Source organism: Lentzea sp. (assembly GCF_036380075.1).
Lineage (GTDB): Bacteria > Actinomycetota > Actinomycetes > Mycobacteriales > Pseudonocardiaceae > Lentzea.
This window is the reverse complement of sequence record NZ_DASVFL010000110.1, coordinates 1-21,112: the sequence shown is the minus strand read 5'-3', so window position 1 is coordinate 21,112 and position 21,112 is coordinate 1. Positions and strand designations below refer to the sequence as shown.

The 21,112-nt window shown below is 70.3% G+C and carries 22 protein-coding genes; 20 read left to right on the top strand and 2 right to left on the bottom strand.

Features of this window, described 5'->3' with window-relative positions; all coding sequences use genetic code 11:
• The first annotated feature begins 3 nt into the window (after window positions 1–3).
• From gcl to VF330_RS13985, 12 genes are all read left to right on the top strand, one after another.
• A complete protein-coding gene (gcl, locus tag VF330_RS14040) occupies window positions 4–1,701 on the top strand; it encodes a glyoxylate carboligase (RefSeq protein ID WP_330852010.1) in 1,698 nt (565 codons plus the stop codon).
• Window positions 1,698–2,702, top strand: a complete 1,005-nt coding sequence (locus VF330_RS14035; protein WP_330852009.1) for a glycerate kinase — start codon at window positions 1,698–1,700, stop codon at window positions 2,700–2,702. Before gcl ends, VF330_RS14035 begins: the two co-directional genes overlap by 4 nt.
• Before the next feature lie 5 nt (window positions 2,703–2,707).
• A complete protein-coding gene (allB, locus tag VF330_RS14030; protein ID WP_330852008.1) occupies window positions 2,708–3,997 on the top strand; it encodes an allantoinase AllB in 1,290 nt (429 codons plus the stop codon).
• Window positions 3,994–4,986, top strand: a complete 993-nt coding sequence (gene alc / locus VF330_RS14025) for an allantoicase (protein ID WP_330852007.1) — start codon at window positions 3,994–3,996, stop codon at window positions 4,984–4,986. The genes allB and alc overlap by 4 nt, the downstream gene beginning before the upstream one ends.
• Before the next feature lie 114 nt (window positions 4,987–5,100).
• Entirely contained in the window at window positions 5,101–6,639 is a 1,539-nt protein-coding gene (locus VF330_RS14020) for an alpha/beta hydrolase (protein WP_330852006.1), read from the top strand.
• A gap of 259 nt (window positions 6,640–6,898) precedes the next feature.
• Window positions 6,899–8,242: an ammonium transporter gene (locus tag VF330_RS14015; protein WP_330852005.1), complete on the top strand. Its 1,344-nt coding sequence runs from the start codon at window positions 6,899–6,901 to the stop codon at window positions 8,240–8,242.
• The gene (locus VF330_RS14010; RefSeq protein WP_330852004.1) at window positions 8,239–8,577 is read left to right on the top strand and encodes a P-II family nitrogen regulator; all 339 of its coding nucleotides are present in this window, start codon (window positions 8,239–8,241) and stop codon (window positions 8,575–8,577) included. Before VF330_RS14015 ends, VF330_RS14010 begins: the two co-directional genes overlap by 4 nt.
• Before the next feature lie 19 nt (window positions 8,578–8,596).
• Complete coding sequence (locus tag VF330_RS14005) at window positions 8,597–10,921, top strand: [protein-PII] uridylyltransferase (protein ID WP_330852003.1); 2,325 nt, start codon at window positions 8,597–8,599, stop codon at window positions 10,919–10,921.
• Window positions 10,922–11,250: 329 nt separating this feature from the next.
• A complete protein-coding gene (locus VF330_RS14000) occupies window positions 11,251–11,811 on the top strand; it encodes an AAA family ATPase (protein WP_330852002.1) in 561 nt (186 codons plus the stop codon).
• Complete coding sequence (locus VF330_RS13995) at window positions 11,808–12,422, top strand: HAD family hydrolase (protein ID WP_330852001.1); 615 nt, start codon at window positions 11,808–11,810, stop codon at window positions 12,420–12,422. Before VF330_RS14000 ends, VF330_RS13995 begins: the two co-directional genes overlap by 4 nt.
• A gap of 26 nt (window positions 12,423–12,448) precedes the next feature.
• Window positions 12,449–14,002: a signal recognition particle protein gene (ffh, locus tag VF330_RS13990; RefSeq protein WP_330852000.1), complete on the top strand. Its 1,554-nt coding sequence runs from the start codon at window positions 12,449–12,451 to the stop codon at window positions 14,000–14,002.
• A 2-nt stretch (window positions 14,003–14,004) separates the two neighbouring features.
• Entirely contained in the window at window positions 14,005–15,060 is a 1,056-nt protein-coding gene (locus VF330_RS13985; protein ID WP_330852019.1) for an amidohydrolase family protein, read from the top strand.
• Here VF330_RS13985 and VF330_RS13980 read toward each other — a convergent pair.
• Complete coding sequence (locus VF330_RS13980) at window positions 15,057–15,536, bottom strand: carboxymuconolactone decarboxylase family protein (protein ID WP_330851999.1); 480 nt, start codon at window positions 15,534–15,536, stop codon at window positions 15,057–15,059. The genes VF330_RS13985 and VF330_RS13980 overlap by 4 nt on opposite strands.
• 113 nt (window positions 15,537–15,649) lie before the next feature.
• Between VF330_RS13980 and VF330_RS13975 the strand changes: the two genes are divergently transcribed.
• On the top strand, window positions 15,650–16,525 hold the full coding sequence (locus tag VF330_RS13975; RefSeq protein WP_330851998.1) for an RNA polymerase sigma-70 factor: 876 nt from the start codon (window positions 15,650–15,652) through the stop codon (window positions 16,523–16,525).
• A gap of 3 nt (window positions 16,526–16,528) precedes the next feature.
• On the opposite strand, the gene VF330_RS13970 is transcribed toward VF330_RS13975, so the two are convergent.
• The gene (locus VF330_RS13970) at window positions 16,529–16,867 is read right to left on the bottom strand and encodes an HIT domain-containing protein (protein WP_330851997.1); all 339 of its coding nucleotides are present in this window, start codon (window positions 16,865–16,867) and stop codon (window positions 16,529–16,531) included.
• A gap of 320 nt (window positions 16,868–17,187) precedes the next feature.
• Here VF330_RS13970 and VF330_RS13965 point away from each other — a divergent pair, with 320 nt between their 5' ends.
• From VF330_RS13965 to VF330_RS13935, 7 genes are all read left to right on the top strand, one after another.
• The gene (locus VF330_RS13965; RefSeq protein ID WP_330851996.1) at window positions 17,188–17,964 is read left to right on the top strand and encodes a type II CAAX endopeptidase family protein; all 777 of its coding nucleotides are present in this window, start codon (window positions 17,188–17,190) and stop codon (window positions 17,962–17,964) included.
• Entirely contained in the window at window positions 17,964–18,695 is a 732-nt protein-coding gene (locus tag VF330_RS13960) for a 5-oxoprolinase subunit PxpA (RefSeq protein WP_330851995.1), read from the top strand. The genes VF330_RS13965 and VF330_RS13960 overlap by 1 nt, the downstream gene beginning before the upstream one ends.
• Window positions 18,696–18,819: 124 nt before the next feature.
• Window positions 18,820–19,260 carry a 30S ribosomal protein S16 gene (gene rpsP / locus VF330_RS13955; protein WP_330851994.1) on the top strand — a complete coding sequence of 147 codons (441 nt, stop codon included), beginning with the start codon at window positions 18,820–18,822 and terminating at the stop codon, window positions 19,258–19,260.
• Window positions 19,257–19,496: an RNA-binding protein gene (locus VF330_RS13950; RefSeq protein WP_030468017.1), complete on the top strand. Its 240-nt coding sequence runs from the start codon at window positions 19,257–19,259 to the stop codon at window positions 19,494–19,496. Before rpsP ends, VF330_RS13950 begins: the two co-directional genes overlap by 4 nt.
• A 17-nt stretch (window positions 19,497–19,513) precedes the next feature.
• Window positions 19,514–20,029 (top strand): ribosome maturation factor RimM, encoded by a 516-nt coding sequence (rimM, locus tag VF330_RS13945; protein WP_330851993.1) that lies wholly within the window; start codon window positions 19,514–19,516, stop codon window positions 20,027–20,029.
• Window positions 20,019–20,765, top strand: a complete 747-nt coding sequence (gene trmD, locus VF330_RS13940; protein ID WP_330851992.1) for a tRNA (guanosine(37)-N1)-methyltransferase TrmD — start codon at window positions 20,019–20,021, stop codon at window positions 20,763–20,765. Before rimM ends, trmD begins: the two co-directional genes overlap by 11 nt.
• Window positions 20,766–20,918: 153 nt before the next feature.
• Window positions 20,919–21,112: 50S ribosomal protein L19 (locus VF330_RS13935; protein WP_330851991.1), on the top strand; the 194-nt coding region annotated here is incomplete at its 3' end.

Sequence of the window (21,112 nt, the reverse complement as noted above, 5' to 3'; positions counted from 1 at the left end):
CCCATGCCGAAGATCCCCGTCATGCAGGCGGTCGTCGAGATCCTCAAGTCCGAGGGCGTCGACACCGTGTTCGGCTGTCCCGGCGCCGCGATCCTCCCGCTGTACAAGGCGATGGAGCAGGACGGCTCCATCGAGCACCTCGTCGTGCGGCACGAGGAGGGCGCCACGCACATGGCCGACGGCTGGTCGCGCACGACCGGCGACGTCGGCGTCGCGATCGGCACGTCCGGCCCGGCCGGCACGAACATGATCACCGGCCTCTACACCGCGCAGGCCGACTCCGTGCCGATCCTGTGCATCACCGGTCAGGCCGCGGTCTCCAAGCTGCACCAGGAGGCGTTCCAGGCCGTCGACATCGTCTCGATCGCCGCACCCGTCACGAAGTGGGCGGTGCAGGTCAAGGAAGCCGCGCAGATGCCGTGGATCTTCCGCGAGGCGTTCCGAATCGCCCGCTCCGGCCGGCCGGGTCCCGTGCTGATCGACCTGCCGATCGACGTGCAGAAGCAGGAGATCGAGTGGGACCCGACGATCGACGAACCGCTGCCGGTGCCCAGGAGCGCGCCTGCGGAGGCGAAGGTCGGGCGCGCGCTGGAGATGCTGCTCGCCGCCGAACGCCCACTGCTGCTCGCGGGTGGTGGCGTCATCCTCGGTGAGGCGTCCGCCGAGCTGCTGGAGCTGGCCGAGCTCCTGCAGGTCCCGATCCAGGCCACGTTGATGGGCAAGGGCGCGATCGACGAGGACCACCCGCTCTACGCGGGCATGACCGGCATCCAGACCTCGCAGCGCTACGGCAACGCGTCGTTCCTGGAGTCCGACCTGGTGCTGGCGCTCGGCGCGCGGTTCGGCGACCGGCACACCGGCGACCTCGCGACCTACCGCGGCGACCGCGAGTTCATCCACGTCGACGTGGAGCCGACGCAGATCGGCAAGGTGTTCGGGCCGGATCTCGGGATCGTCGCGGACACCAAGCTGTTCCTCCAGGCGTTGCTGGAGAAGGCACGCGCGCACGCCCGCCCGGCAGGTGCGTGGGTGCAACGGTGCCAGGAGCTCAAACGGACCCTGGTGCGGCGCGAGGACTTCGACACCGTGCCGGTCAAGGCGCCGCGGGTGTTCAAGGAGATCAACGAGTTCTACGGCCCGGACACCTACTTCGTCACGGCCATCGGGCTCTACCAGATCTGGTCCGGCCAGCACCAGAAGGCGCACCGGCCGCGGCACTACCAGGTCTGCGGCCAGGCCGGCCCGCTCGGCTGGGAGATCCCGGCCGCGATCGGCGTGAAGAAGGCCCGGCCCGACGCGGAGGTCGTCGGGATCGTCGGCGACTACTCGTTCCAGTTCCTGGTCGAGGAGCTGGCGGTCGGCGCCCAGTACGACGTGCCGTTCGTGCTGATCATGCTCAACAACGAGTACCTCGGCCTGATCAGGATGGCCGAGGACCACGGCGGCTACGACATGAAGTACGAGGTCGACATCCACTACGACACCACCGGTTCGGACAACGTCAAGATCATGGAGGCGTACGGCTGCTCCGGCGTCCGCGTGGCCGATCCCGGCGAGATCCGCGGCTCGCTGGAGTGGGCGCGCAAGGAGGCGGACCGCACCCGGCGGCCCGTGCTCGTGGAGATCATGATCGAACGCGAGGGCAACACCGCCAACGGCACGTCGATCGCCGCGATGAGGGAATTCGAGCCCCTCCCGTGAGCCACGTCGTCCTCGCGCCGGACAAGTTCAAGGGATCGCTCACCGCCCCGCAGGTCGCCGCCGCCGTCGCGCGCGGCCTGCGGGAGGCGGCCCCGGACGTGGACGTGCGCCTGCACCCCGTGGCCGACGGCGGCGACGGCACCGTCGACGCCGCCGTCGCCGCCGGGTTCGTGAAGGTGGGGCGCTGGGTCACCGGACCGGTCGGCAGGCCGGTGCCCGCGTCCTTCGCCGTCAACGGGACGACCGCCGTGGTCGAGGTGGCCTCGGCGGCCGGGCTGACGTTGCTCGACGAGCCCGCGCCGCTCGACGCCACCAGCCACGGCGTCGGCGAGCTGCTGAAAGCCGCGCTGGACGCCGGCTGCTCCACGGTCGTGCTCGGGCTCGGCGGCAGCGCGTGCACGGACGGCGGCGCGGGCATGCTCGAAGCACTCGGCGGGACGTCGTTCGACGGCGTCGACCTGGTGCTGGCGTCCGACGTGGACAACCCGCTGCTCGGGCCGGCCGGTGCCGCGGCGGTCTACGGGCCGCAGAAGGGCGCGTCACCCGACCAGGTGGAGATCCTGGAACGGCGGCTGTCCGCTCTCGCCGAGCGCCTCGGGCCGGAGCACGCCTCCCGTCCCGGGGCCGGTGCGGCCGGCGGGATCGGGTTCGCGGCACTCGCGGTGCTGGGTGCGCGGTTCCGCCCCGGCATCGAGGTCGTGCTGGAGCTGGTCGGGTTCGCCGAGGCCGTCGCCGGTGCGTCGCTGGTGGTCACCGGCGAGGGGTCGCTGGACGCCCAGACCCGGCACGGCAAGGCGCCGTACGGGGTCGTGAGGGCCTCGGGTGACGTGCCGGTGGTCGCGGTGGCCGGGCAGTGCTCGGTCGAACCCGGTGACCTGGGGCTCGAGGCCGTCTACGCGCTGCTGGACGTCGAACCGGACGTCACGCGGTGCATGGCCGGGGCTGACGCGCTGTTGCACGTGCTCGGCGGTCGCATCGCCCGCGACTGGGTGTCAGAGTGAGGGACATGGACCTGGTCTTCCGCGCCCGCAGGGTCGTCACCCCGCAGGGAGAGATCGCGTGCGACGTCGGTGTCGCCGGCGGCAGGGTCGTCGCCGTCGAGCCGCACATCGACTCGCCGAACGTCGTGCACCTCGCGGACGACGAGGTGCTGCTGCCCGGCCTGGTCGACACGCACGTGCACGTCAACGACCCCGGCCGCACCGAGTGGGAGGGCTTCGAGACCGCGACCCGCGCCGCTGCCGCCGGTGGCGTCACGACGATCATCGACATGCCGCTCAACAGCATCCCGCCGACCGTCGAGGCCGCCGCGCTGGAGATCAAGCGCAAGGCCGCGGCGGCCGTCTCGGTGGACGTCGGGTTCTGGGGCGGCATCGTCCCCGGCAACCTGGCGGACCTGAAGCCGTTGCACGAGGCCGGGGTCTTCGGCTTCAAGTGCTTCCTGCTGCACTCGGGCGTCGACGAGTTCCCGGCCGTCACGACCGCGGAGCTGGAGGCTGCGCTGCGGGAGCTCGCGACGCTCGACGCGTTGACGATCGTGCACGCCGAGGACGCGCACACGGTCCGCGACTCCGAACCGGACTACGCGGGGTTCCTGGCGTCCCGGCCGCGCGAGGCCGAGAACAAGGCGATCAGCGACGTCGTGGCGTTGACGCGGAAGACCGGCGCGCGCACGCACATCCTGCACCTCTCGTCGTCGGACGCCCTGGCGATCCTGGAGGCCGCGAAGCGGGAGAGCCTGCCGATCACGGCCGAGACCTGCCCGCACTACCTCACCTTCACGGCCGAGGAGATCCACGACGGGCAGACGGAGTTCAAGTGCTGCCCGCCGATCCGCGAGGCGGAGAACCGCGAGGCGCTGTGGCGGGGCCTGCGCGACGGCGTGCTCGACCTGGTCGTGAGCGACCACTCGCCCAGCACGGTGGAGCTGAAGGAGGGCGACTTCGCCACGGCGTGGGGCGGTATCGCGTCGCTCCAGCTCGGCCTGCCCGCGGTGTGGACGGGCGCGCGCGACCGCGGGTTCCAGCTCACCGACGTCGTCCGCTGGATGGCGACGCACCCGGCGCGCCAGGTCGGGCTGGCGACCAAGGGCGCCATCGAGGTCGGCAAGGACGCGGACCTCGTGGTCTTCGCACCGGACGAGACCTTCGTGGTGGACAGGGACGAGCTCCACCACCGCAACCCCGTCACGCCCTACCACGGTCGCACGCTGCACGGCGTCGTGCGGCAGACGTGGTTGCGCGGCAAGGAGATCGGCACTGCACGAGGAAAGCTGCTCAGAAGAGGAGAAGCATGAAGGAGTGGACCCGGCTGCCCGATCTCGCCTCGCGCGCGGTCGGCGGTGGTGTGGTGTGGGCGAACGACGAGCTGTTCGCCGAGCGGGAGAACCTGATCAGGCCCGCCGAGCCGGTCTACCAGACCTACACCTTCGGCCACAAAGGCCAGGTCTACGACGGTTGGGAGACCCGCCGCCGCCGTGAGCCGGGCGTCGACCAGGCCGTCGTCCGGCTCGGCATGCCCGGTGTCGTGCGCGGCGTCGTCGTCGACACGGCGTTCTTCAAGGGCAACTTCCCGCCGTTCTGCTGGGTCGAGGGCGCGCAGGTCGACGGCTACCCGTCCGCCGACGAGATCACCGAGTGGTTCCCGCTGGTCGAACGCTCCGCGCTGAAGGGCGACGAGAAGCACTTCTTCGACGTGCGGGAAGGCCGCCGCGTCACGCACGTGCGGCTCACCATCGACCCGGACGGCGGCGTCGCCCGGTTGCGCGTGCACGGCGAACCGCTCGCGGACCCGCGGCTGCTCGTGGCCGGCATCGACCTCGCGGCGCTGGAGAACGGCGCGGTCGTCACGGGCTGCAGCAACATGTTCTACAGCTCGCCCAACAACCTCATCGCGCCTGGTCAGGCCGCGCTCATGGGCGAGGGCTGGGAGACCGCGCGCCGGCGCGACGACGGCAACGACTGGGTGTCGTTGCGCCTCGCCGCGGCGGGGGTCGTGCAGCTGGTCGAGCTCGACACCAGCCACTTCAAGGGCAACGCGCCGGGCTGGGCGTCGGTCAGCGCCTGCGACGAGCGCCGCGACCCGGACACGTGGTTCGACCTGCTCCCGCGCACCCGGCTCCAGCCCGACACGCGGCACCGGTTCGTCGTGGACCCGGCAGAGGCGACGGCCGTGCGGCTCGACATCTACCCGGACGGCGGTATGGCACGGCTCCGCGTTCTCGGCACCCCTACGAACGACGGCCTCGCCCACCTGCGGAAGATGTGGGCCGAAACGACTGACTGACCGTGGTTGTCCGACCACAGGCTGATTTCTCGCCCTACCTCAGTCGGTTGTCTGCGTCACACGATCGGTGGAAGCGTTTCCTCCCGCAAGGTCGGGGATCTAGGGAGGAAATCCATGCAACCGATGGTGCGCGTCTTCGGCGCCGCGATCGCGAGTTCTGCATTGGTACTGGGTGCGGGCCAGGTCGCCTTCGCGGCTCCGCAGGGGCAGGGGCAGCCGGAGTTCACCGTCGGCGCGGTCGACTGGAAGCCGTGTGAGGAAGTGCCGACGATCGACTGCGGCTTCCTGACGCTGCCGATCGACTACGCCAAGCCGGCCGGCGAGAAGTTCCAGCTGGCCGTGTCGCGCCGCAAGGCGAACGACCCGTCGCAGCGCATCGGCGCGATGGTGATCAACCCCGGTGGGCCGGGCGGCTCCGGCGTGAACTTCTCGTTCGGCGCCGACCGCTACTTCAGCAAGGAGATCGTCGACAAGTTCGACGTCATCGGCTTCGACCCGCGCGGTGTCGCGCGCAGCCAGCCGATCAAGTGCTCGGCGGAGCTGCTGCAGAAGCAGCCGTCGAGCTACCCGAAGACCAAGGCCGAGTTCGACGCGCTGGTCGTGTTCAACAAGGAGCTGCGCCAGGACTGCCGCACGCAGTCCGGCCCGATCTTCGACCACGCCTCGACCGCGGAGGTGGCGCAGGACATCGACTCCATCCGCAGGGCCCTCGGCGAGAAGAAGATCAACTACTACGGCATCTCGTACGGCACGATCATGGGCCAGCACTACGCGGAGCGGTTCGGCAAGAACATCCGCGCCATGATCATCGACTCGAACATGGACCACAGCCTCGGCACCAAGCAGTTCCTCGACTCCGAGGCGCGCACGGCGGAGGACTCGTTCACCGAGTGGGTCAAGTGGAACGACCGCGACGCGTCGTCGCCGTTCCACGGCCAGGACCTCCGCAAGATCTGGAAGGACCTGCTGGCGCGCGCCGAGCGCGGTGAGGTCCCGGCTCCGTGGGACCCGGAGGTCAAGCTGACGCCGGAGGACCTCGGCGGCGGGGTGACGAGCATGGCCTACGGCCCCGACTGGAAGCCGTTCGCCGACCAGGTCAAGCAGATCATCGACGGCCTGCAGGCGCCGAAGTCCGCCTTCTCGTCGTTCGCGGCCGAGGAGACGTTCGACAACCCGTTCCCCGGCATCTTCTGCAACGACTACAACCTGCGCGTCAGCTCGTGGGGCGAGTACCAGTCGCTGACGAGGTCGGAGTTCCGGATCGCCCCGAACACCCGCGGCTCGTCGCTCGGCCACGGCGCGATGATGGGCTGCGTCGGGTTCCCGAAGGCCACGAACCCGCAGCGCACGCTGAAGATCGAGGACGCGCCGAAGATCCTGCTCACCAACGCCAAGCACGACCCGGCGACCGCCTACGAGTGGGCCGTCAACGCGCACCGGCAGACCCGTGACACCACCGTCTTCGTGACCTACGAGGGCTGGGGCCACGGCGTCTACGACCGCAGCGAGTGCACGTTGAAGATCAACAACGACTACCTCGTGTCGCTCAAGCTGCCGCGCAACGGCACCACGTGCGCCGCCGTCGAGCCGCCGGCTCAGACGATCATGTCCGCGAAGCCGAAGGTGCCCGCGGGCCCGTTCTCGCTCCGCTGACGACCACCTCACGAACCGCGTCCCCCGGTGACCGCACCGGGGGACGCGGTGCGTTCGCGTCACGCGGACGAGTGAGGCCCGGGGTCACTCCTCGTCACCTCACCGAAGCTGTGAAGTGTCCGAACCGAGACCGTGAACCCCGGGAAACGCGGACGTAACACGTCCAGGTCGACAGTTCACCTCCGCGAAACGTTCAGCGCGGGTCCGCGAAACAGGACGTATCGATGCTCCCTGCAACCGACGTGCAGTGGAGGTCGAAGTGGATACAGGGGACACCGCCTGGGTGCTCACCAGCGCCGCCTTGGTGCTGCTGATGACGCCGGGCCTCGCCTTCTTCTACGGGGGCATGGTCCGTTCGAAGAGCGTGCTCAACATGATGATGATGAGCCTGGGCGCCATGGCCGTGGTCGGTGTCCTCTGGGTGCTGTTCGGGTACTCGATGGCATTCGGCGGGGACGTCGGCGCGGGCCTGCTGGGCAAGCCGTTCGAGTTCTTCGGCCTCGACGGGCTGCTGGGCGCCGACTCGTTGTTCGGCAAGATCCCGAGCACGGTGTTCGTGGCGTTCCAGGCGATGTTCGCGATCATCACGGTCGCGCTGATCTCCGGCGCCATCGCCGACCGCGCCCGCTTCGGCCCGTGGCTGCTGTTCGCCGGCCTGTGGGCCACGATCGTCTACTTCCCGGTCGCGCACTGGGTGTTCGACTTCGACGGCAAGGACGAGGCCGGCAACGTCACCGACCCCGGCGGCTGGATCGCGAACAAGCTCCTCGCGATCGACTTCGCCGGTGGTACCGCCGTCCACATCAACGCCGGTGCGGCGGGTCTCGCGCTCGCGCTGGTGCTCGGCAAGCGCGTCGGCTGGCCGAAGGAGCCGATGAAGCCGCACAGCCTGCCGCTGGTCGTGCTCGGCGCCGGTCTGCTGTGGTTCGGCTGGTTCGGGTTCAACGCCGGTTCCGCTCTCGGCGCCAACGGCACCGCGGGCGTCACGTTCATCAACACGACCGTCGCCACCTGCGCCGCGATGCTCGGCTGGCTGCTGACGGAACGCATCCGCGACGGCAAGGCCACCACGCTCGGCGCCGCGTCGGGTGTCATCGCCGGTCTGGTCGCCATCACGCCCGCCTGCTCGTCGGTCACCCCGGTCGGTGCCATCGCCGTCGGCGCGATCACCGGTGTCCTCTGCGCCCTGGCCGTGTCGCTCAAGTACCGCTTCGGCTTCGACGACTCGCTCGACGTCGTCGGGGTGCACCTCGTCGGTGGTCTGTCCGGCACGATCCTGATCGGCTTCTTCGCCAGCGAGGCGGCGCCCGCCAAGGTCAACGGCCTCTTCTACGGCGGCGGCTTCGACCAGCTGTGGCGCCAGGCCGTCGGCGCGTTCGCGGTGCTCGGCTACTCGTTCGTGCTGAGCCTGGCCCTGGGTTACCTGGTGAAGTTCACCGTCGGCTTCCGCGCCACCGAGGAGGCGGAGGTCGCCAGCATCGACGAAGCTGAGCACGCTGAGCGCGCCTACGAGTACGGCAGCCTCACCGGTGCTCGTGGTGTCGGCAAGCCGAGCGTGGCCGCGGGTGCGACCGCGGTCCTCGAGGGGAGCAACAAGTCATGAAGCTGGTCACCGCGATCATCAAGCCGTTCACGCTCGACGACGTGAAGGGCGCCCTCGAACAGCTCGGGGTGCTGGGCATGACCGTCAGCGAGGTCCAGGGCTACGGCCGCCAGAAGGGCCACACCGAGGTCTACCGGGGCGCCGAGTACTCGGTGGACTTCGTCCCCAAGATCAAGATCGAGGTCGTCGTCGACGACACCGCCATCGAGAAGGTGCTGGAGGCGGTCGTCGAGGCCGCCCGCACCGGCAAGATCGGTGACGGGAAGGTCTGGGTCACTCCGGTCGACACGGTCGTGCGCGTGCGCACGGGCGAACGTGGAACGGATGCTCTGTAACAACTGAAGGAGACGGTCCGTGGAGAACAACGAAACGGCCGTCGTCACGGCTGACGACCTGGTGCGAGCGCGCGAACGGCTGCTCGCGCCAGGTCGTCGTCGCTTGGCCGCCGAACCACTTCGCGAGGCACTCGTGGACCTGCACGAGTTCTGGTTGACCAAACACGCGGGGGGAGCGGGGGCATCCGGACCGGGTGTCGCGCTCGTGGCGGTCGGCGGGCTGGGGCGGCGGGAGCTCGTGCCCTACTCCGACCTCGACCTCGTCCTGGTGCACAACGGCGTCAAGAACGTCGACGCCGTGGCCGAGAAGCTCTGGTACCCGCTGTGGAACTCCGGCATCGGCCTCGACCACTCCGTCCGCACGGTCGGGGAGGCGCTGCGGGTCGCCGCCGGTGACCTGCGGACGGCGCTGGGGCTGCTGGACATCCGGCACGTCGCCGGCGACCCCGAGGTGGCGCAGAAGCTCGCCGACGGCGCGCGGCAGGCGTGGCGCGGCAACGTGCGCAACCGGCTGGACGAGATCGCCGAGTCGTCGCAGAAGCGCTGGGCGCGCAGCGGCGAGATCGCGCACCGCGTCGAACCCGACCTCAAGCACGGTCGGGGTGGGTTGCGGGACATCACGATCCTGGACGCGCTGTCCGTCGCGCAGGTGGTCGACCGGCCGTCCGCCGACGTCGCGGAGGCCCGCAAGTTCCTCCTGGACGTGCGCACCGAGCTCCGCCGCGTGGCGCGGAAACCGCGTGACGTGCTGCGGGCCCAGGACGGCGACGAGGTGGCGTCCGCGCTCGGTCTGGCCGACCGGTTCGCTTTGGCCCGTTCGCTTTCCTCCGCCGCCCGCACGGTCGTGTACGCGTTCGACGTCGGGATGCGCACGGCTCGTGCGGCGGCACCGAAGCGTGGCCTCGGAGCGTTCCTGAGAGGACAGCCGCAGCGTCGTCCGTTGGACGAAGGCGTTGTGCTGCACGGGTCTGAGGTTTCCCTCGCCCGTGACGCGATTCCCAGCCGTGATCCGGCGTTGTTGTTGCGTGTCGCGACGGCGGCTGCACGCAGCAAGCACCCGATCGCCACGGGAACGTTGTCACGGCTCGCGGACTCGGCTCCGGAGCTGCGCCAGCCGTGGCCGCGCGAGGCCCGCGAGGAGCTGCTGGCGTTGCTGGGCAGCGGCAGCGGGCTCGTGGACGTCGTCGAGGCGTTGGACCGCACGGACCTGTGGGGCCGGCTGTTCCCCGAGTGGGGCGCGGTGCGGGACCTGCCGCCGCGCGACGCCGCGCACGTGTGGACGGTCGACCGGCACCTGGTGCAGACGGTCGCGCACGCGGCCCGTCTCGCGACCACGGTGTCGCGGCCGGACCTGTTGCTGCTGGGCGCTTTGGTCCACGACATCGGCAAGGGCCGGCAGCAGGACCACTCCGAGGTCGGCGCCGCGCTGGCGACGCAGATCGGCGAGCGGATCGGGTTGTGGCCGCAGGACGTCGAGACGTTGTCGATGATGGTGCGCCACCACCTGCTGCTGCCGCACACCGCGACCCGGCGCGACGTCGAGGACGAGGCGACCGTGCACCGGGTGGTCGAGACGCTCGGCGGCGACGCGGTGCTGCTCGAGCTGCTCCACGCGCTGGCCGAGGCCGACTCGCTCGCAACGGGGCCCGGCGTGTGGACGGACTGGAAGGCCGCGCTGATGACCGACCTGGTCAACCGCTGCCGCAAGGCGATGGCGGGGGAGGCGCTGCCCAAGCCGGAACCGCTCGACCCCGCGCACGCCGAGATGGCGGAACGCGTCGCGGCGTCCGGAAAACCGGAGGTGCTGCTGGAGAAGCAGGACCACGCGGCGGTCGTCACGGTGCTCGCGCCGGACCGCCCCGGAGTCCTGTCCAAGGCCGCCGGCGTGCTGGCGCTGAACTCGCTGGAGGTGCATGCGGCGACGTTGCGCTCGCACGGCGGTGCGACCGTGGACGCGTTCACGGTGTCGCCGCGGTTCGGGTCGCTGCCGGACGCGACACTGCTGCGCGAACAGCTGGCCAGGGCGATCGAGGGCTCGTTGCCGCTGGCGGACAAGCTCGCCGCGAAGGAACGCGACTACGGCGGCCCGCCGCTCGACCCGCCGCCCGCTCGGGTGCTGTGGTTCGACGACGAGGCGACCGGCGCGGTGGTGCTGGAACTGCGGGCCGCCGACCGGATCGGGCTGCTGCACCACGTGGCCGTCGCGTTGGAACAGTGCGGCGTGGACGTGCAGTGGGCGCGTGTGTCGACATTGGGCGCCACGGTCGTCGACTCGTTCAGCATCACGTGCACCGACCTCGACCGGAAGCGGATCGAACGGGCGGTGCTCGCCGCGGCCAGGTAGAGGTTGAGTAGCACTACGCACAACCTCTCCGGGTGCTCACGCTCCTGGACGGACGCGGAACGCGGCAGTCTTCGTGGTGTCCGGGAAGCGTCCTCGAGGGGTGGACCACTTCCCGGACGGGCAGAGGCGGTGGTGACGGGTGACGGCGCCGGGGGAGGCACCGAGCACTCGCACCGCCGCCGCGTTCCTCACCGCCCGCCCTGCTCGCCGCCGGTTGGGTCGTCGGCACCGCTGGCCGCTGCGCCGTCGTCTGCCGCTGGAAACCTGTGCATTTTGTCTGATTTCGCGTCACACTGAACGAGAGGGAAGGTCAAGACGTCTTCTAGGACATGACCGCCGTGCTGAACACGCAGATCGCCACCGTCCGGGTGCGGCCGCGCTCGCTCGTCGTCCTCGCCGGGATCCCCGGCGCGGGCAAGACGACGCTGCTCACCCGCCTGGACGCGGACGAGCCGGTCACCGTCCTCGACTCCGACCAGGTGCGCTCGTGGCTGGAGCCGCGCGTGCCGCTCCCCTACAAGTACTGGCGCGTGTTCGTGCACCTCACGCACCGGATGCGCGTGTTCTGGGCGGCGCTGTTCCGCCGCGGCCTGCTGGTCGTGCACGAGCCGTCCACCCGGCCCGGCACGAGGTTCATGCTGGTCCTCGCCGGTCTGCTGGCGGGGCGCTCCCGCCACTTCCTGTGGCTGGACGCCTCGGCGGCCCAGGCCCTCGACGGCCAGATCGCCCGTCGCCGGGTCGTGCGCACGCACGCGTTCGAGCGACACGTCCGCCGCGGTTCGTCGATGCGTTCCCGGTTCGAGGCGGGGTGGGTGCCCTTCGGCTTCTCCGGCGTGACGCTGCTCACCCGTGCGGGAACGTCGGGTGGTCTGCGCATCATGGTGTCGTGATCAAGGCTGTCGTCTTCGACTTCGCAGGCACCCTGTTCGGGCGTCCCACCTACCGATGGCTGTCACCGGACCACCTCGCGGTGCTGCGCGCACCGGCGCCCTACATCGCACGGATGAACGCCGCCGAACGAGCCGTGTGGGCCGCACGCGACCTGACAGCGCTGGCGAACCGCTCCGCCTACTGGACTCTGTTCCGGCTGGCGGGCCTCCCGATGACCGACGACGTCTTCCAGCGCCTGCACGACCCGGCGTTCTGGCTTCCGTACCCGGACACGGCGCAGGCCCTGTCCGTCGTGCGGCCGCTGAAGGTCGGGGTGCTCAGCAACATCTCGTGGGACATCCGGTCCGTCTTCACGCGCGAGTCGCTGTCCGTGGACGCGTTCGCGCTGTCCTACGAGATCGGCTTCTCGAAGCCGTCCCCGCGGGCCTTCGAGGCGGCGTGCGTGCGGCTGGACCTGGAGCCGTCGGAGTGCCTCTACGTCGGTGACGACCCCGCGTCGGACGGGGCCGCGGTCCAGGCGGGGATGACGTTCGCGCGCATCACCACTGCTCCGGTCGGACGCCGTGAACCGGTCCTCCTCGAAGCCCTGGCGAGCCACGGGATCGGGTGAACGCGAGGTTGGCTAGTCTGGACGACGTGTTCTCCACGCTTTCCGACCGGCTGACCACGGTCCTCCAGGGCCTTCGCGGCAAGGGCAAGCTCAGCGACGCCGACATCGACGCCACCGCGCGCGAGATCAGGGTCGCGCTGCTCGAGGCCGACGTCGCGCTGCCCGTTGTGCGCGGCTTCATCGCCAAGGTGAAGGAACGCGCCAAGGGCGCGGAGGTCCACCAGGCGCTGAACCCGGCGCAGCAGGTCGTGAAGATCGTCAACGAGGAGCTCGTCAACGTCCTCGGCGGCGAGACGCGGCGGCTCAACCTCGCCAAGAACCCGCCTTCGGTGATCATGCTGGCGGGTCTGCAGGGTGCCGGTAAGACGACGCTCGCCGGCAAGCTCGCGAAGTGGCTGAAGGGCCAGGGGCACACGCCGCTGCTCGTCGCCGCCGACCTGCAGCGCCCGAACGCCGTCACGCAGCTCCAGGTCGTCGGTGAGCGCGCGGGCGTGCCCGTGTTCGCTCCCGAGCCCGGCAACGGCGTGGGCAACCCCGTCGACGTCTCGCGCCGCGGCATCGCCGAGGCCAAGGCGAAGCAGCACGACATCGTCCTCGTCGACACGGCCGGCCGGCTCGGCGTCGACGAGGAGATGATGCAGCAGGCCGTCGACATCCGGGCGGCGGTGAACCCGGACGAGGTCCTGTTCGTCGTCGACGCCATGGTCGGTCAGGACGCGGTCAACACGGCCACGGCGTTCCGCGACGGCGTCGGCTTCACCGGTGTCGTGCTCACCAAGCTCGACGGCGACGCCCGCGGTGGTGCCGCGCTGTCGGTCCGCGAGATCACCGGCCAGCCGATCCTCTTCGCGTCCAACGGCGAGAAGCTCGAGGACTTCGACGTCTTCCACCCCGACCGGATGGCCTCGCGCATCCTCGGCATGGGTGACGTCCTCACGCTGATCGAGCAGGCCGAGCAGCACTTCGACCAGGAGCAGGCCGAGAAGGCCGCGGCGAAGCTGCACACCGGCCAGCTCACGCTCGAGGACTTCCTGGAGCAGATGCTCGCCATCCGCAAGATGGGCCCCATCGCGAACCTGCTCGGCATGCTGCCCGGCGCCGGTCAGATGAAGGACCAGCTCGCGATGCTGGACGAGAAGCACCTCGACCGCATCCAGGCGATCATCCGCGGCATGACCCCCGCCGAGCGCGACGACCCGAAGATGATCAACGCGTCCCGCCGGCTGCGCATCGCGAACGGCTCCGGCGTGAAGGTCAGCGACGTCAACGACCTGGTCAACCGCTTCTTCGAGGCCCGCAAGATGATGGCGTCGATGGCCGGCCGGATGGGCGGCTACGGCCCCAGCAAGACCCGCAAGGGCAAGAAGGGGAAGAAGGGCAAGGGCGGACGAGGCCCGACGCCGCCGAAGGTCAAGGGCGGCTTCCCCGGGATGATGCCGGGCGGCCTGCCCGGTGGCTTTCCCGGCATGCCCGGCGGCGGGATGCCCGACCTGTCGAAGCTCGGCGGCGGCATGAACGAGCTCCCGCCCGGCTTCGACCCGTCGAAGTTCAAGTTCGACGGGGACGACAAGAAGAAGTGACCATGCACCTGCGCGGCGTCGTCCTCCCGGACGGCGAGCCGCGAGACCTGTGGGTCGTCAACGGCCGCGTGCGCACCCGGCCGGTGCCGGGTGCGCGGACCGTGGTCGACGGCGGGTTCCTCGTCCCCGGCCTGGTCGACGCGCACTGCCACGTCGGCCTGGGCCCGCAGGGCGGCGTGGAGCTGCCCGAGGCCGTGGAGCAGGCGCTGACCGACCGCGCCGCGGGCACGTTGCTGATCCGCGACTGCGGCTCGCCGATCGACACCACGCCGTTGCAGGAGCGCCTGGACCTGCCGCGGATCATCCGCGCGGGCCGCCACATCGCCAAGCCCAAGCGCTACATCCCGCACATCGGCGTGGAGATCGAGTCCGACCTGGCCACGGCGGTCGCCGAGCAGGTCGCGCACGGCGACGGCTGGGTGAAGCTCGTCGGCGACTGGATCGACCGCGGCCAGGGCGACCTGGCTCCGCTGTGGACGGACGACGAGCTGGCGCGGGCGGTCAAGGTCGCCCACGACGCCGGTGCCCGCGTGACGGCCCACGTCTTCGGCGAGGACGCATTGCCCGGCCTCATCGGCGCGGGCATCGACTGCATCGAGCACGGCACCGGCCTGACCGACGACACGATCTCGCTGATGGCGCAGCACGGCACCGCGCTGGTGCCGACGCTGATCAACATCGAGACGTTCCCCGGCATCGCCGAGAAGGCCGGCAAGTACCCGGTGTACGCGAACCACATGCGCGACCTGCACGCCCGCGTGTCCACGACGGTGGCGTCCGCGATCGAGGCCGGCGTGCCGGTCTACGCGGGCACCGACGCGGGCGGTGGCATCGCGCACGGCCGCATCGTCGACGAGGTCGTCGCGCTGCACCGCGTGGGCATGAGCACCTCGGACGCCATCGGAGCCGCGTCGTGGAACGCCCGTTCGTGGCTCGGCTTCCCCTCGCTGACCGAGGGCGCGGCCGCGGACGTCGTGGTCTACGACTCCGACCCCCGCGAGGACCTCGAGGTCCTGCGATCACCGCGCATGATCATGCTCAGGGGCCGCATCCACTAGCCGTGCAGGGCGGCCAGTGCGCCTACCTCGTACGAGCCGCCCTTCTGCCGGGTGATCACGCCCATCCGGTTGGCCGCGTTGATCAGTCCGATCAGGCAGACCAGCGCGGCGACCTCCTCGTCGTCGAAGTGCTCGCGCACGGCCGCCCAGGTGTTGTCGCTCGCGCCGGCGGGTGTCAGGTGCGTGCCCTCCTCGGTGAGCGCGAGCGCGGCCCGTTCGGCGTCGGTGAACACCGTGGTCTCGCGCCACCCGGCGACCAGGTGCAGCCGCAGCGGGTCCTCGCCGTTCGCGACGGCCTCCTTGACGTGCATGTCGAGGCAGAAGCCGCACCCGTTGAGCTGGCTCGCCCGCAGGCTGACCAGCTCGATCACGGTCTTCGGCAACGGCGACTGGTGCAGGACGGTGTTGAGGCCTGCGAACCGCTTCGCGAGCTTCGCGCCGGTCTCGGTGGCGAAGAGGTTGATGCGCTGTTCCACGGGGTCCTCCCTCGGTGGCCTTGCTGGACGACCACGAGATGCCGGACCCCCGTCCCGTGTGACTGTGATCCGGGCCACTGTCACAGGCGGGCGCCGGCTGGTGTCTTGTGTCCATGGACGCCGCGACCGACTCGTTCGTCAGCCACCGCAACCTGCTCTTCACGATCGCCTACGAGATGCTCGGCTCCGCCGCCGACGCCGAGGACGTGCTGCAGGAGACGTGGCTGCGCTGGGCGGGCGTCGACCACGGCACCGTCGAGAACCACCGCGCCTACCTGGTCCGGATCGTCACCCGCCAGTCCCTCGGCCGCCTGCGCACCCTGGGCCGCCGCAAGGAGTCCTACGTCGGCTCCTGGCTCCCCGAACCCCTGCTGACCGCCCCGGACGTCGCCGAGGACGTCGAACTGGCCGACAGCGTCTCGATGGCGGTGATGCTGGTCCTGGAAACCCTCACCCCGACCGAACGAGCCGTCTTCGTGCTGCGCGAGGTGTTCGACCTGGACTACGACGAGATCGCCGCGGCCGTCGACAAGACCCCGGCGGCCGTCCGCCAGATCGCACACCGCGCCCGCTCGCACGTGGCGTCCCGCCGCCCGCGCGAGGTGGTGACCCAGGCGGAGTCCCGCACCGCCCTCGCCGCGTTCCAGCGCGCCACCGAGACCGGCGACCTCCAGGCGTTGCTGGACCTGCTGGCCCCGGACGTCGTGTTCCTCGGCGACGGCGGCGGCGTGAAGCAGGCCGTGCCGCGACCCGTCGTCGGCGCCTCGAAGGTGGCGCGCATGCTGGTCGGCGGCCTGACCAGGGTGGTCGGCTGGACGATGGAACCCGCGCAGGTCAACGGCTACCCGGCGCTGGTGTTCCGGTTCGGCGGCGAGCTGGACACCGTCGTGGCGCTGCGGGTGGAGGGCGGGCTGATCTCCGGTCTGTACGCGGTGCGCAACCCGGCGAAGCTGTCGCACATGGACCAGGAGACGACGCTGCGCCGGTGACGGTCACCGCGCCACGAACCGGGCGACTCCCTCGCCGACCGCGACGTGCCAGTGCAGGTGGCGGTTGTGCTGCTCGTCGCCGAGCGTGGTGAGCACCTGGCAGCCGCCGTGCCGGTCGACGGCCCACGCCGCGATCTCCCTGACGGTTCCCAGGAGCTCGAGGGCGAGTTCGTCGTCCAGGTCCAGGAGCGACGACACGTGCCGAGTCGGGACCACGATCACGTGGTCGGTCCCGAAACCGGGGACCGGCGGCCGGAACGCCAGCGTGTTCGCGGTCCTGGCGAGCACCTCCACCGCCACGTGACCGGGGATGACCTCGTCGCAGTACCAGTCGGGCCCCATGAGGCCACGCTAGCGGCCACGAGGTTCAACGGCGGCGCTCGTGCCGATCCGTCCAGAGGAGACGGGACAGCCGCGCGAACCCGATCTGACCATCTTTTGGCCAGGTGCTTGGCCCGGTTCCGCCGGTGCCGCAAAGTAGCCTCGGAATCGGGGACGGCAGCGTCCCCTGGGGGGATCGTGGTCCCCACTCCAAGCGCGTCGCGGGGCACCGACACCGAACGGTGCTCCCCAAGCCGTCGATCGCGAGGTGAGCTGATCATGAGGGTGGCGCGGCCGTCAGTTCACCGGCAGACAGCCGGGGCGTGACTAGATTGCAGAGCGTGAGTGAGCCGGAGTCCCTGAAGCCCAAGCGGAGCTTCGTCGAGAGCGTGCGGGACATCAGCCGCAACCCGGAACCCGAACGGGTCGGCCAGCGCTGGGGTTTCGGCGCGTTCCTCCTGGTGGAGGCCATCTTCATCCTCAGTGCCGTGTTCATCACGGCCGTGGCCAAGCAGTTCGGGGTGAACCTCTACGACTCGGTGCCGCTGGTCATCATCGGGTCGATCGTGCCCACGGTCCTCGCGGCCGGCGCCGCCATCGTCATCACGTACGTGCGCGGCAACGGGCCCCGGATCGACCTCCGGTTCAGCATGACCAAGGAGGACGTGGCCACCGGCCTCAAGCTCGGCATCCTCGGGCTCGTCCTCACCTACTCCGCCGCCACGCTCTGGGCGAAGATCGTCGGCGAGCAGAACGCCACCAGCGCCGTCGGCGACCTGCTGAGCGGCGCGAACCTGCCGATCGCCGCCGCGATCACGATGTTCCTCTACGTCAGCCTCATCGGGCCGGTGTGCGAGGAGATCATCTACCGCGGCCTGCTGTGGGGCGCCGTCGAACGCCAGGGCTGGAGCCGCTGGGCCGCGTTCGGGCTCACGACCGTGATCTTCGCGATCGGCCACTTCGAACCGCTGCGGACGTCGTTGCTGCTCGTGATCGCCATCCCGATCGGCATCGCCCGGCTGATCACCCGCCGGCTCGGGGCGAGCATCGTGGCGCACGTGATGAACAACTTCCTGCCGGGACTCACCCTCCTGCTCGTCTCCGCCGGAGTCATGTGATGGACCTGAACAGCGACCTCGGCGAGGGCTTCGGCATCTGGCGGCTCGGCGACGACACCGCGCTGCTGGACGTGATCACCAGCGCGAACGTCGCGTGCGGCTTCCACGCCGGCGACCCGTCCACCATGCGCAAGGTGTGCCAGGAGGCCGCGCGCAACGGCGTCAGGATCGGCGCCCAGGTCTCCTACCGCGACCTCGCCGGGTTCGGGCGCCGCTTCATCGACGCCGACCCCGTCGAACTGGCCGACGAGGTGCTCTACCAGATCGGCGCCCTCGACGCGTGTGCGCGAGCAGCCGGTACCGAGGTCGTCTACGTGAAGCCGCACGGCGCGCTCTACAACGCGACGGTGCACCACGAGAAGCAGGCCGAAGCCGTGGTCAACGGCGCCAAGGCGTTCAAGGACCTGCCGATCCTCGGCCTGCCGGGGTCGCAGTTGCTCGCCAAGGCGGAGAAGGCAGGCCTCCGGCCCGTGCAGGAGGCGTTCGCCGACCGCGGGTACACGCCCGAGGGGACCCTCGTGCCTCGCAGCCGGCCGGACGCGCTGCTGACCGACACCGCGCAGATCGTCGAACGGGCGAAACGGCTCCTGGACGGCGAGCTGGTCGCGGTCGACGGCACGGTGATCAGGACGAACGCCGAGTCGTTGTGCGTCCACGGCGACACGCCCGGTGCCGTCGAACACGCGCGTGCCGTGAGGGAAGCGCTGGGCGACGTGACGCCGTTCGCCTAGCCCCGATTCGGATCCACCGGCCTCCATCTGGCACAATTGCCCGCTGTCCGTCGTGGTCGGCCCCTCTGCCCGGGCCACGACCGTGCGAACCACCGACACAGAGCTCTCGAGGAGTACCAGGCCAATGGCCGTCAAGATCAAGCTTCAGCGTCTCGGCAAGATCCGCCAGCCGTACTACCGCATCGTGGTCGCCGACGCGCGCACCCGTCGCGACGGCAAGGCCATCGAGACGATCGGCAAGTACCACCCCAAGGAAGAGCCGTCGTTCATCGCGGTCGACTCCGAGCGCGCGCAGTACTGGCTGGGTGTCGGCGCGCAGCCGACCGAGTCGGTCCAGCGCCTGCTGGAGATCACCGGTGACTGGCAGAAGTTCAAGGGCCTGCCGGGCGCCGAGGGCACGCTGAAGGTCAAGGAGCCGAAGCCCTCCAAGGCCGACCTGTTCGCCGCCGCCCTGGCCGCCGCGAACGAGGAGCCCATGACCGAGGCCACCACGCCGAAGAAGAAGGCCGCCAAGAAGGACGACGCCCCCAAGGCTGAGGCCGAGGCGACCAAGGACGAGGCGTGAGTTTGTTGGCTGACGCCCTCGAACACCTCGTTCGCGGCATCGTCGACCACCCGGACGACGTCCGGGTGAACCTCGTCACGACCCGCCGCGGCCGCACCCTCGAGGTCCACGTCCACCCGGACGACCTCGGCAAGGTGATCGGTCGTGGCGGTCGCACCGCGACGGCTCTGCGCACCGTGATGGCCGGCATCGGCGGTCGTGGTGTGCGGGTCGACGTCGTCGACACCGACCGCTGAACGAACTTCAAGGGCAAATGGACGTCGTTGTCGGCCGTGTGGCCAAGGCGCACGGGATCACCGGCGAACTCGCCGTTGACGTGCGCACCGATTCACCCGAACTGCGGTTCAAGCTCGGAGCCACGCTCCAGGCGAAGCTGCGTGACGGCACGTCCCGAAGCCTCACCGTGTCAGCCGCCCGGCCTCATGCCGGGCGGCTGCTCGTGCGTTTCGAGGAAGTCGTCACCCGCGACGTCGCGGAGGCGTTGCGCGGCACGTTGCTGCTGGGCAGCACCGACGACCTGCCGCCGACCGGCGACCCCGACGAGTTCTACGACCACGAGCTCGAAGGGCTCGCGGCCGAACTCGTCGACGGCACGAAGATCGGCACCGTCAAGGAGGTCCTCCACGGACCGGGCGGCGAGCTGCTCGTGGTCATCCGCGACAAGGGCGAGGCGCTGATCCCGTTCGTGCGCGAGATCGTGCCCACCGTGGACGTCCGCGGCGGCCGCGTCGTGATCGACCCGCCAGAGGGCCTGCTCGATGCGGATTGACGTCGTCACGATCTTCCCCGAGTACCTGGCGCCGCTGCGCGCCGCGCTGCTGGGGAAGGCGATCGACAGGGGCCTGATCAGCGTCGGCGTGCACGACCTGCGCGACTGGACCCAGGACGTGCACAAGGCGGTGGACGACAGCCCGTACGGGGGCGGTCCCGGCATGGTCATGAAGGCCGACATCTGGGGTCCCGCGCTCGACGACGTGTGCACGGACGCCACGCGCCTCGTCGTGCCGACGCCGGCCGGTCGCCCGTTCACGCAAGCGCTCGCGCACGAGTACGCGACCGAGTCGCACCTCGTGTTCGCGTGCGGCCGCTACGAGGGCATCGACCAGCGCGTCGTCGACGACGCCCGCCGGCGTGTGCGCGTCGACGAGGTGTCCATCGGCGACTACGTGCTGGTCGGCGGTGAGGTGGCCGTGCTCGCGATCGTGGAAGCGGTCGCCCGGCTGCTGCCCGGCGTGCTCGGCAATCCGAAGTCGCACGCGGAGGACTCGTTCCAGGACGGCCTGCTCGAAGGCCCGAGCTACACGCGGCCGGAGGTGTGGCGCGAGCTCGCCGTGCCGGACGTGCTGCGGTCGGGCAACCACCGGCTGATCCACCGCTGGCGGCGTGACCAGTCACTCGCCCGCACCTTCGAACGGCGTCCCGACCTGCTGGAAGCGGTGCCGGACGACGCGTTCGACAAGCACGACAGGGCGTTGCTCGCCCGCCTGCGCGAAGACGGCGAGTAGCCCGATTTCGTTCCGGAGTGCCTGGTCTGGCACACTGGAACAGTTGCCGCAGCCGATCGTCGTACCGGCGTGCGCTCCAAGCCGACCCCCATCATGTCGTGCACAGCCATGGAACATGCTCTGGGGAGTTCAAGACACACGTGAGGACCACCGATGAACATCCTGGACGCTCTCGACGCCCAGTCGCTGCGCTCTGACATCCCGGCGTTCCGCGCCGGTGACACGCTGAAGGTTCACGTCCGCGTCATCGAGGGCTCGCGCGAGCGCGTCCAGGTGTTCCAGGGCGTCGTGATCCGCCGCCAGGGCGGCGGCATCCGCGAGACCTTCACCGTCCGCAAGGTCTCCTT

Bases quoted from the DNA above. Each gene is read 5' to 3' on its own strand.
- gcl (WP_330852010.1), top strand. From the start codon at position 4: ATGCCGAAGATCCCCGTCATGCAGGCGGTCGTCGAGATCCTCAAGTCC.
- allB (WP_330852008.1), top strand. From the start codon at position 2,708: ATGGACCTGGTCTTCCGCGCCCGCAGGGTCGTCACCCCGCAGGGAGAG.
- alc (WP_330852007.1), top strand. From the start codon at position 3,994: ATGAAGGAGTGGACCCGGCTGCCCGATCTCGCCTCGCGCGCGGTCGGC.
- VF330_RS14020 (WP_330852006.1), top strand. From the start codon at position 5,101: ATGCAACCGATGGTGCGCGTCTTCGGCGCCGCGATCGCGAGTTCTGCA.
- VF330_RS14010 (WP_330852004.1), top strand. From the start codon at position 8,239: ATGAAGCTGGTCACCGCGATCATCAAGCCGTTCACGCTCGACGACGTG.
- VF330_RS14000 (WP_330852002.1), top strand. From the start codon at position 11,251: ATGACCGCCGTGCTGAACACGCAGATCGCCACCGTCCGGGTGCGGCCG.
- VF330_RS13985 (WP_330852019.1), top strand. From the start codon at position 14,005: ATGCACCTGCGCGGCGTCGTCCTCCCGGACGGCGAGCCGCGAGACCTG.
- VF330_RS13975 (WP_330851998.1), top strand. From the start codon at position 15,650: ATGGACGCCGCGACCGACTCGTTCGTCAGCCACCGCAACCTGCTCTTC.
- VF330_RS13970 (WP_330851997.1), bottom strand. From the start codon at position 16,867: ATGGGGCCCGACTGGTACTGCGACGAGGTCATCCCCGGTCACGTGGCG.
- VF330_RS13960 (WP_330851995.1), top strand. From the start codon at position 17,964: ATGGACCTGAACAGCGACCTCGGCGAGGGCTTCGGCATCTGGCGGCTC.
- rpsP (WP_330851994.1), top strand. From the start codon at position 18,820: ATGGCCGTCAAGATCAAGCTTCAGCGTCTCGGCAAGATCCGCCAGCCG.
- rimM (WP_330851993.1), top strand. From the start codon at position 19,514: ATGGACGTCGTTGTCGGCCGTGTGGCCAAGGCGCACGGGATCACCGGC.
- trmD (WP_330851992.1), top strand. From the start codon at position 20,019: ATGCGGATTGACGTCGTCACGATCTTCCCCGAGTACCTGGCGCCGCTG.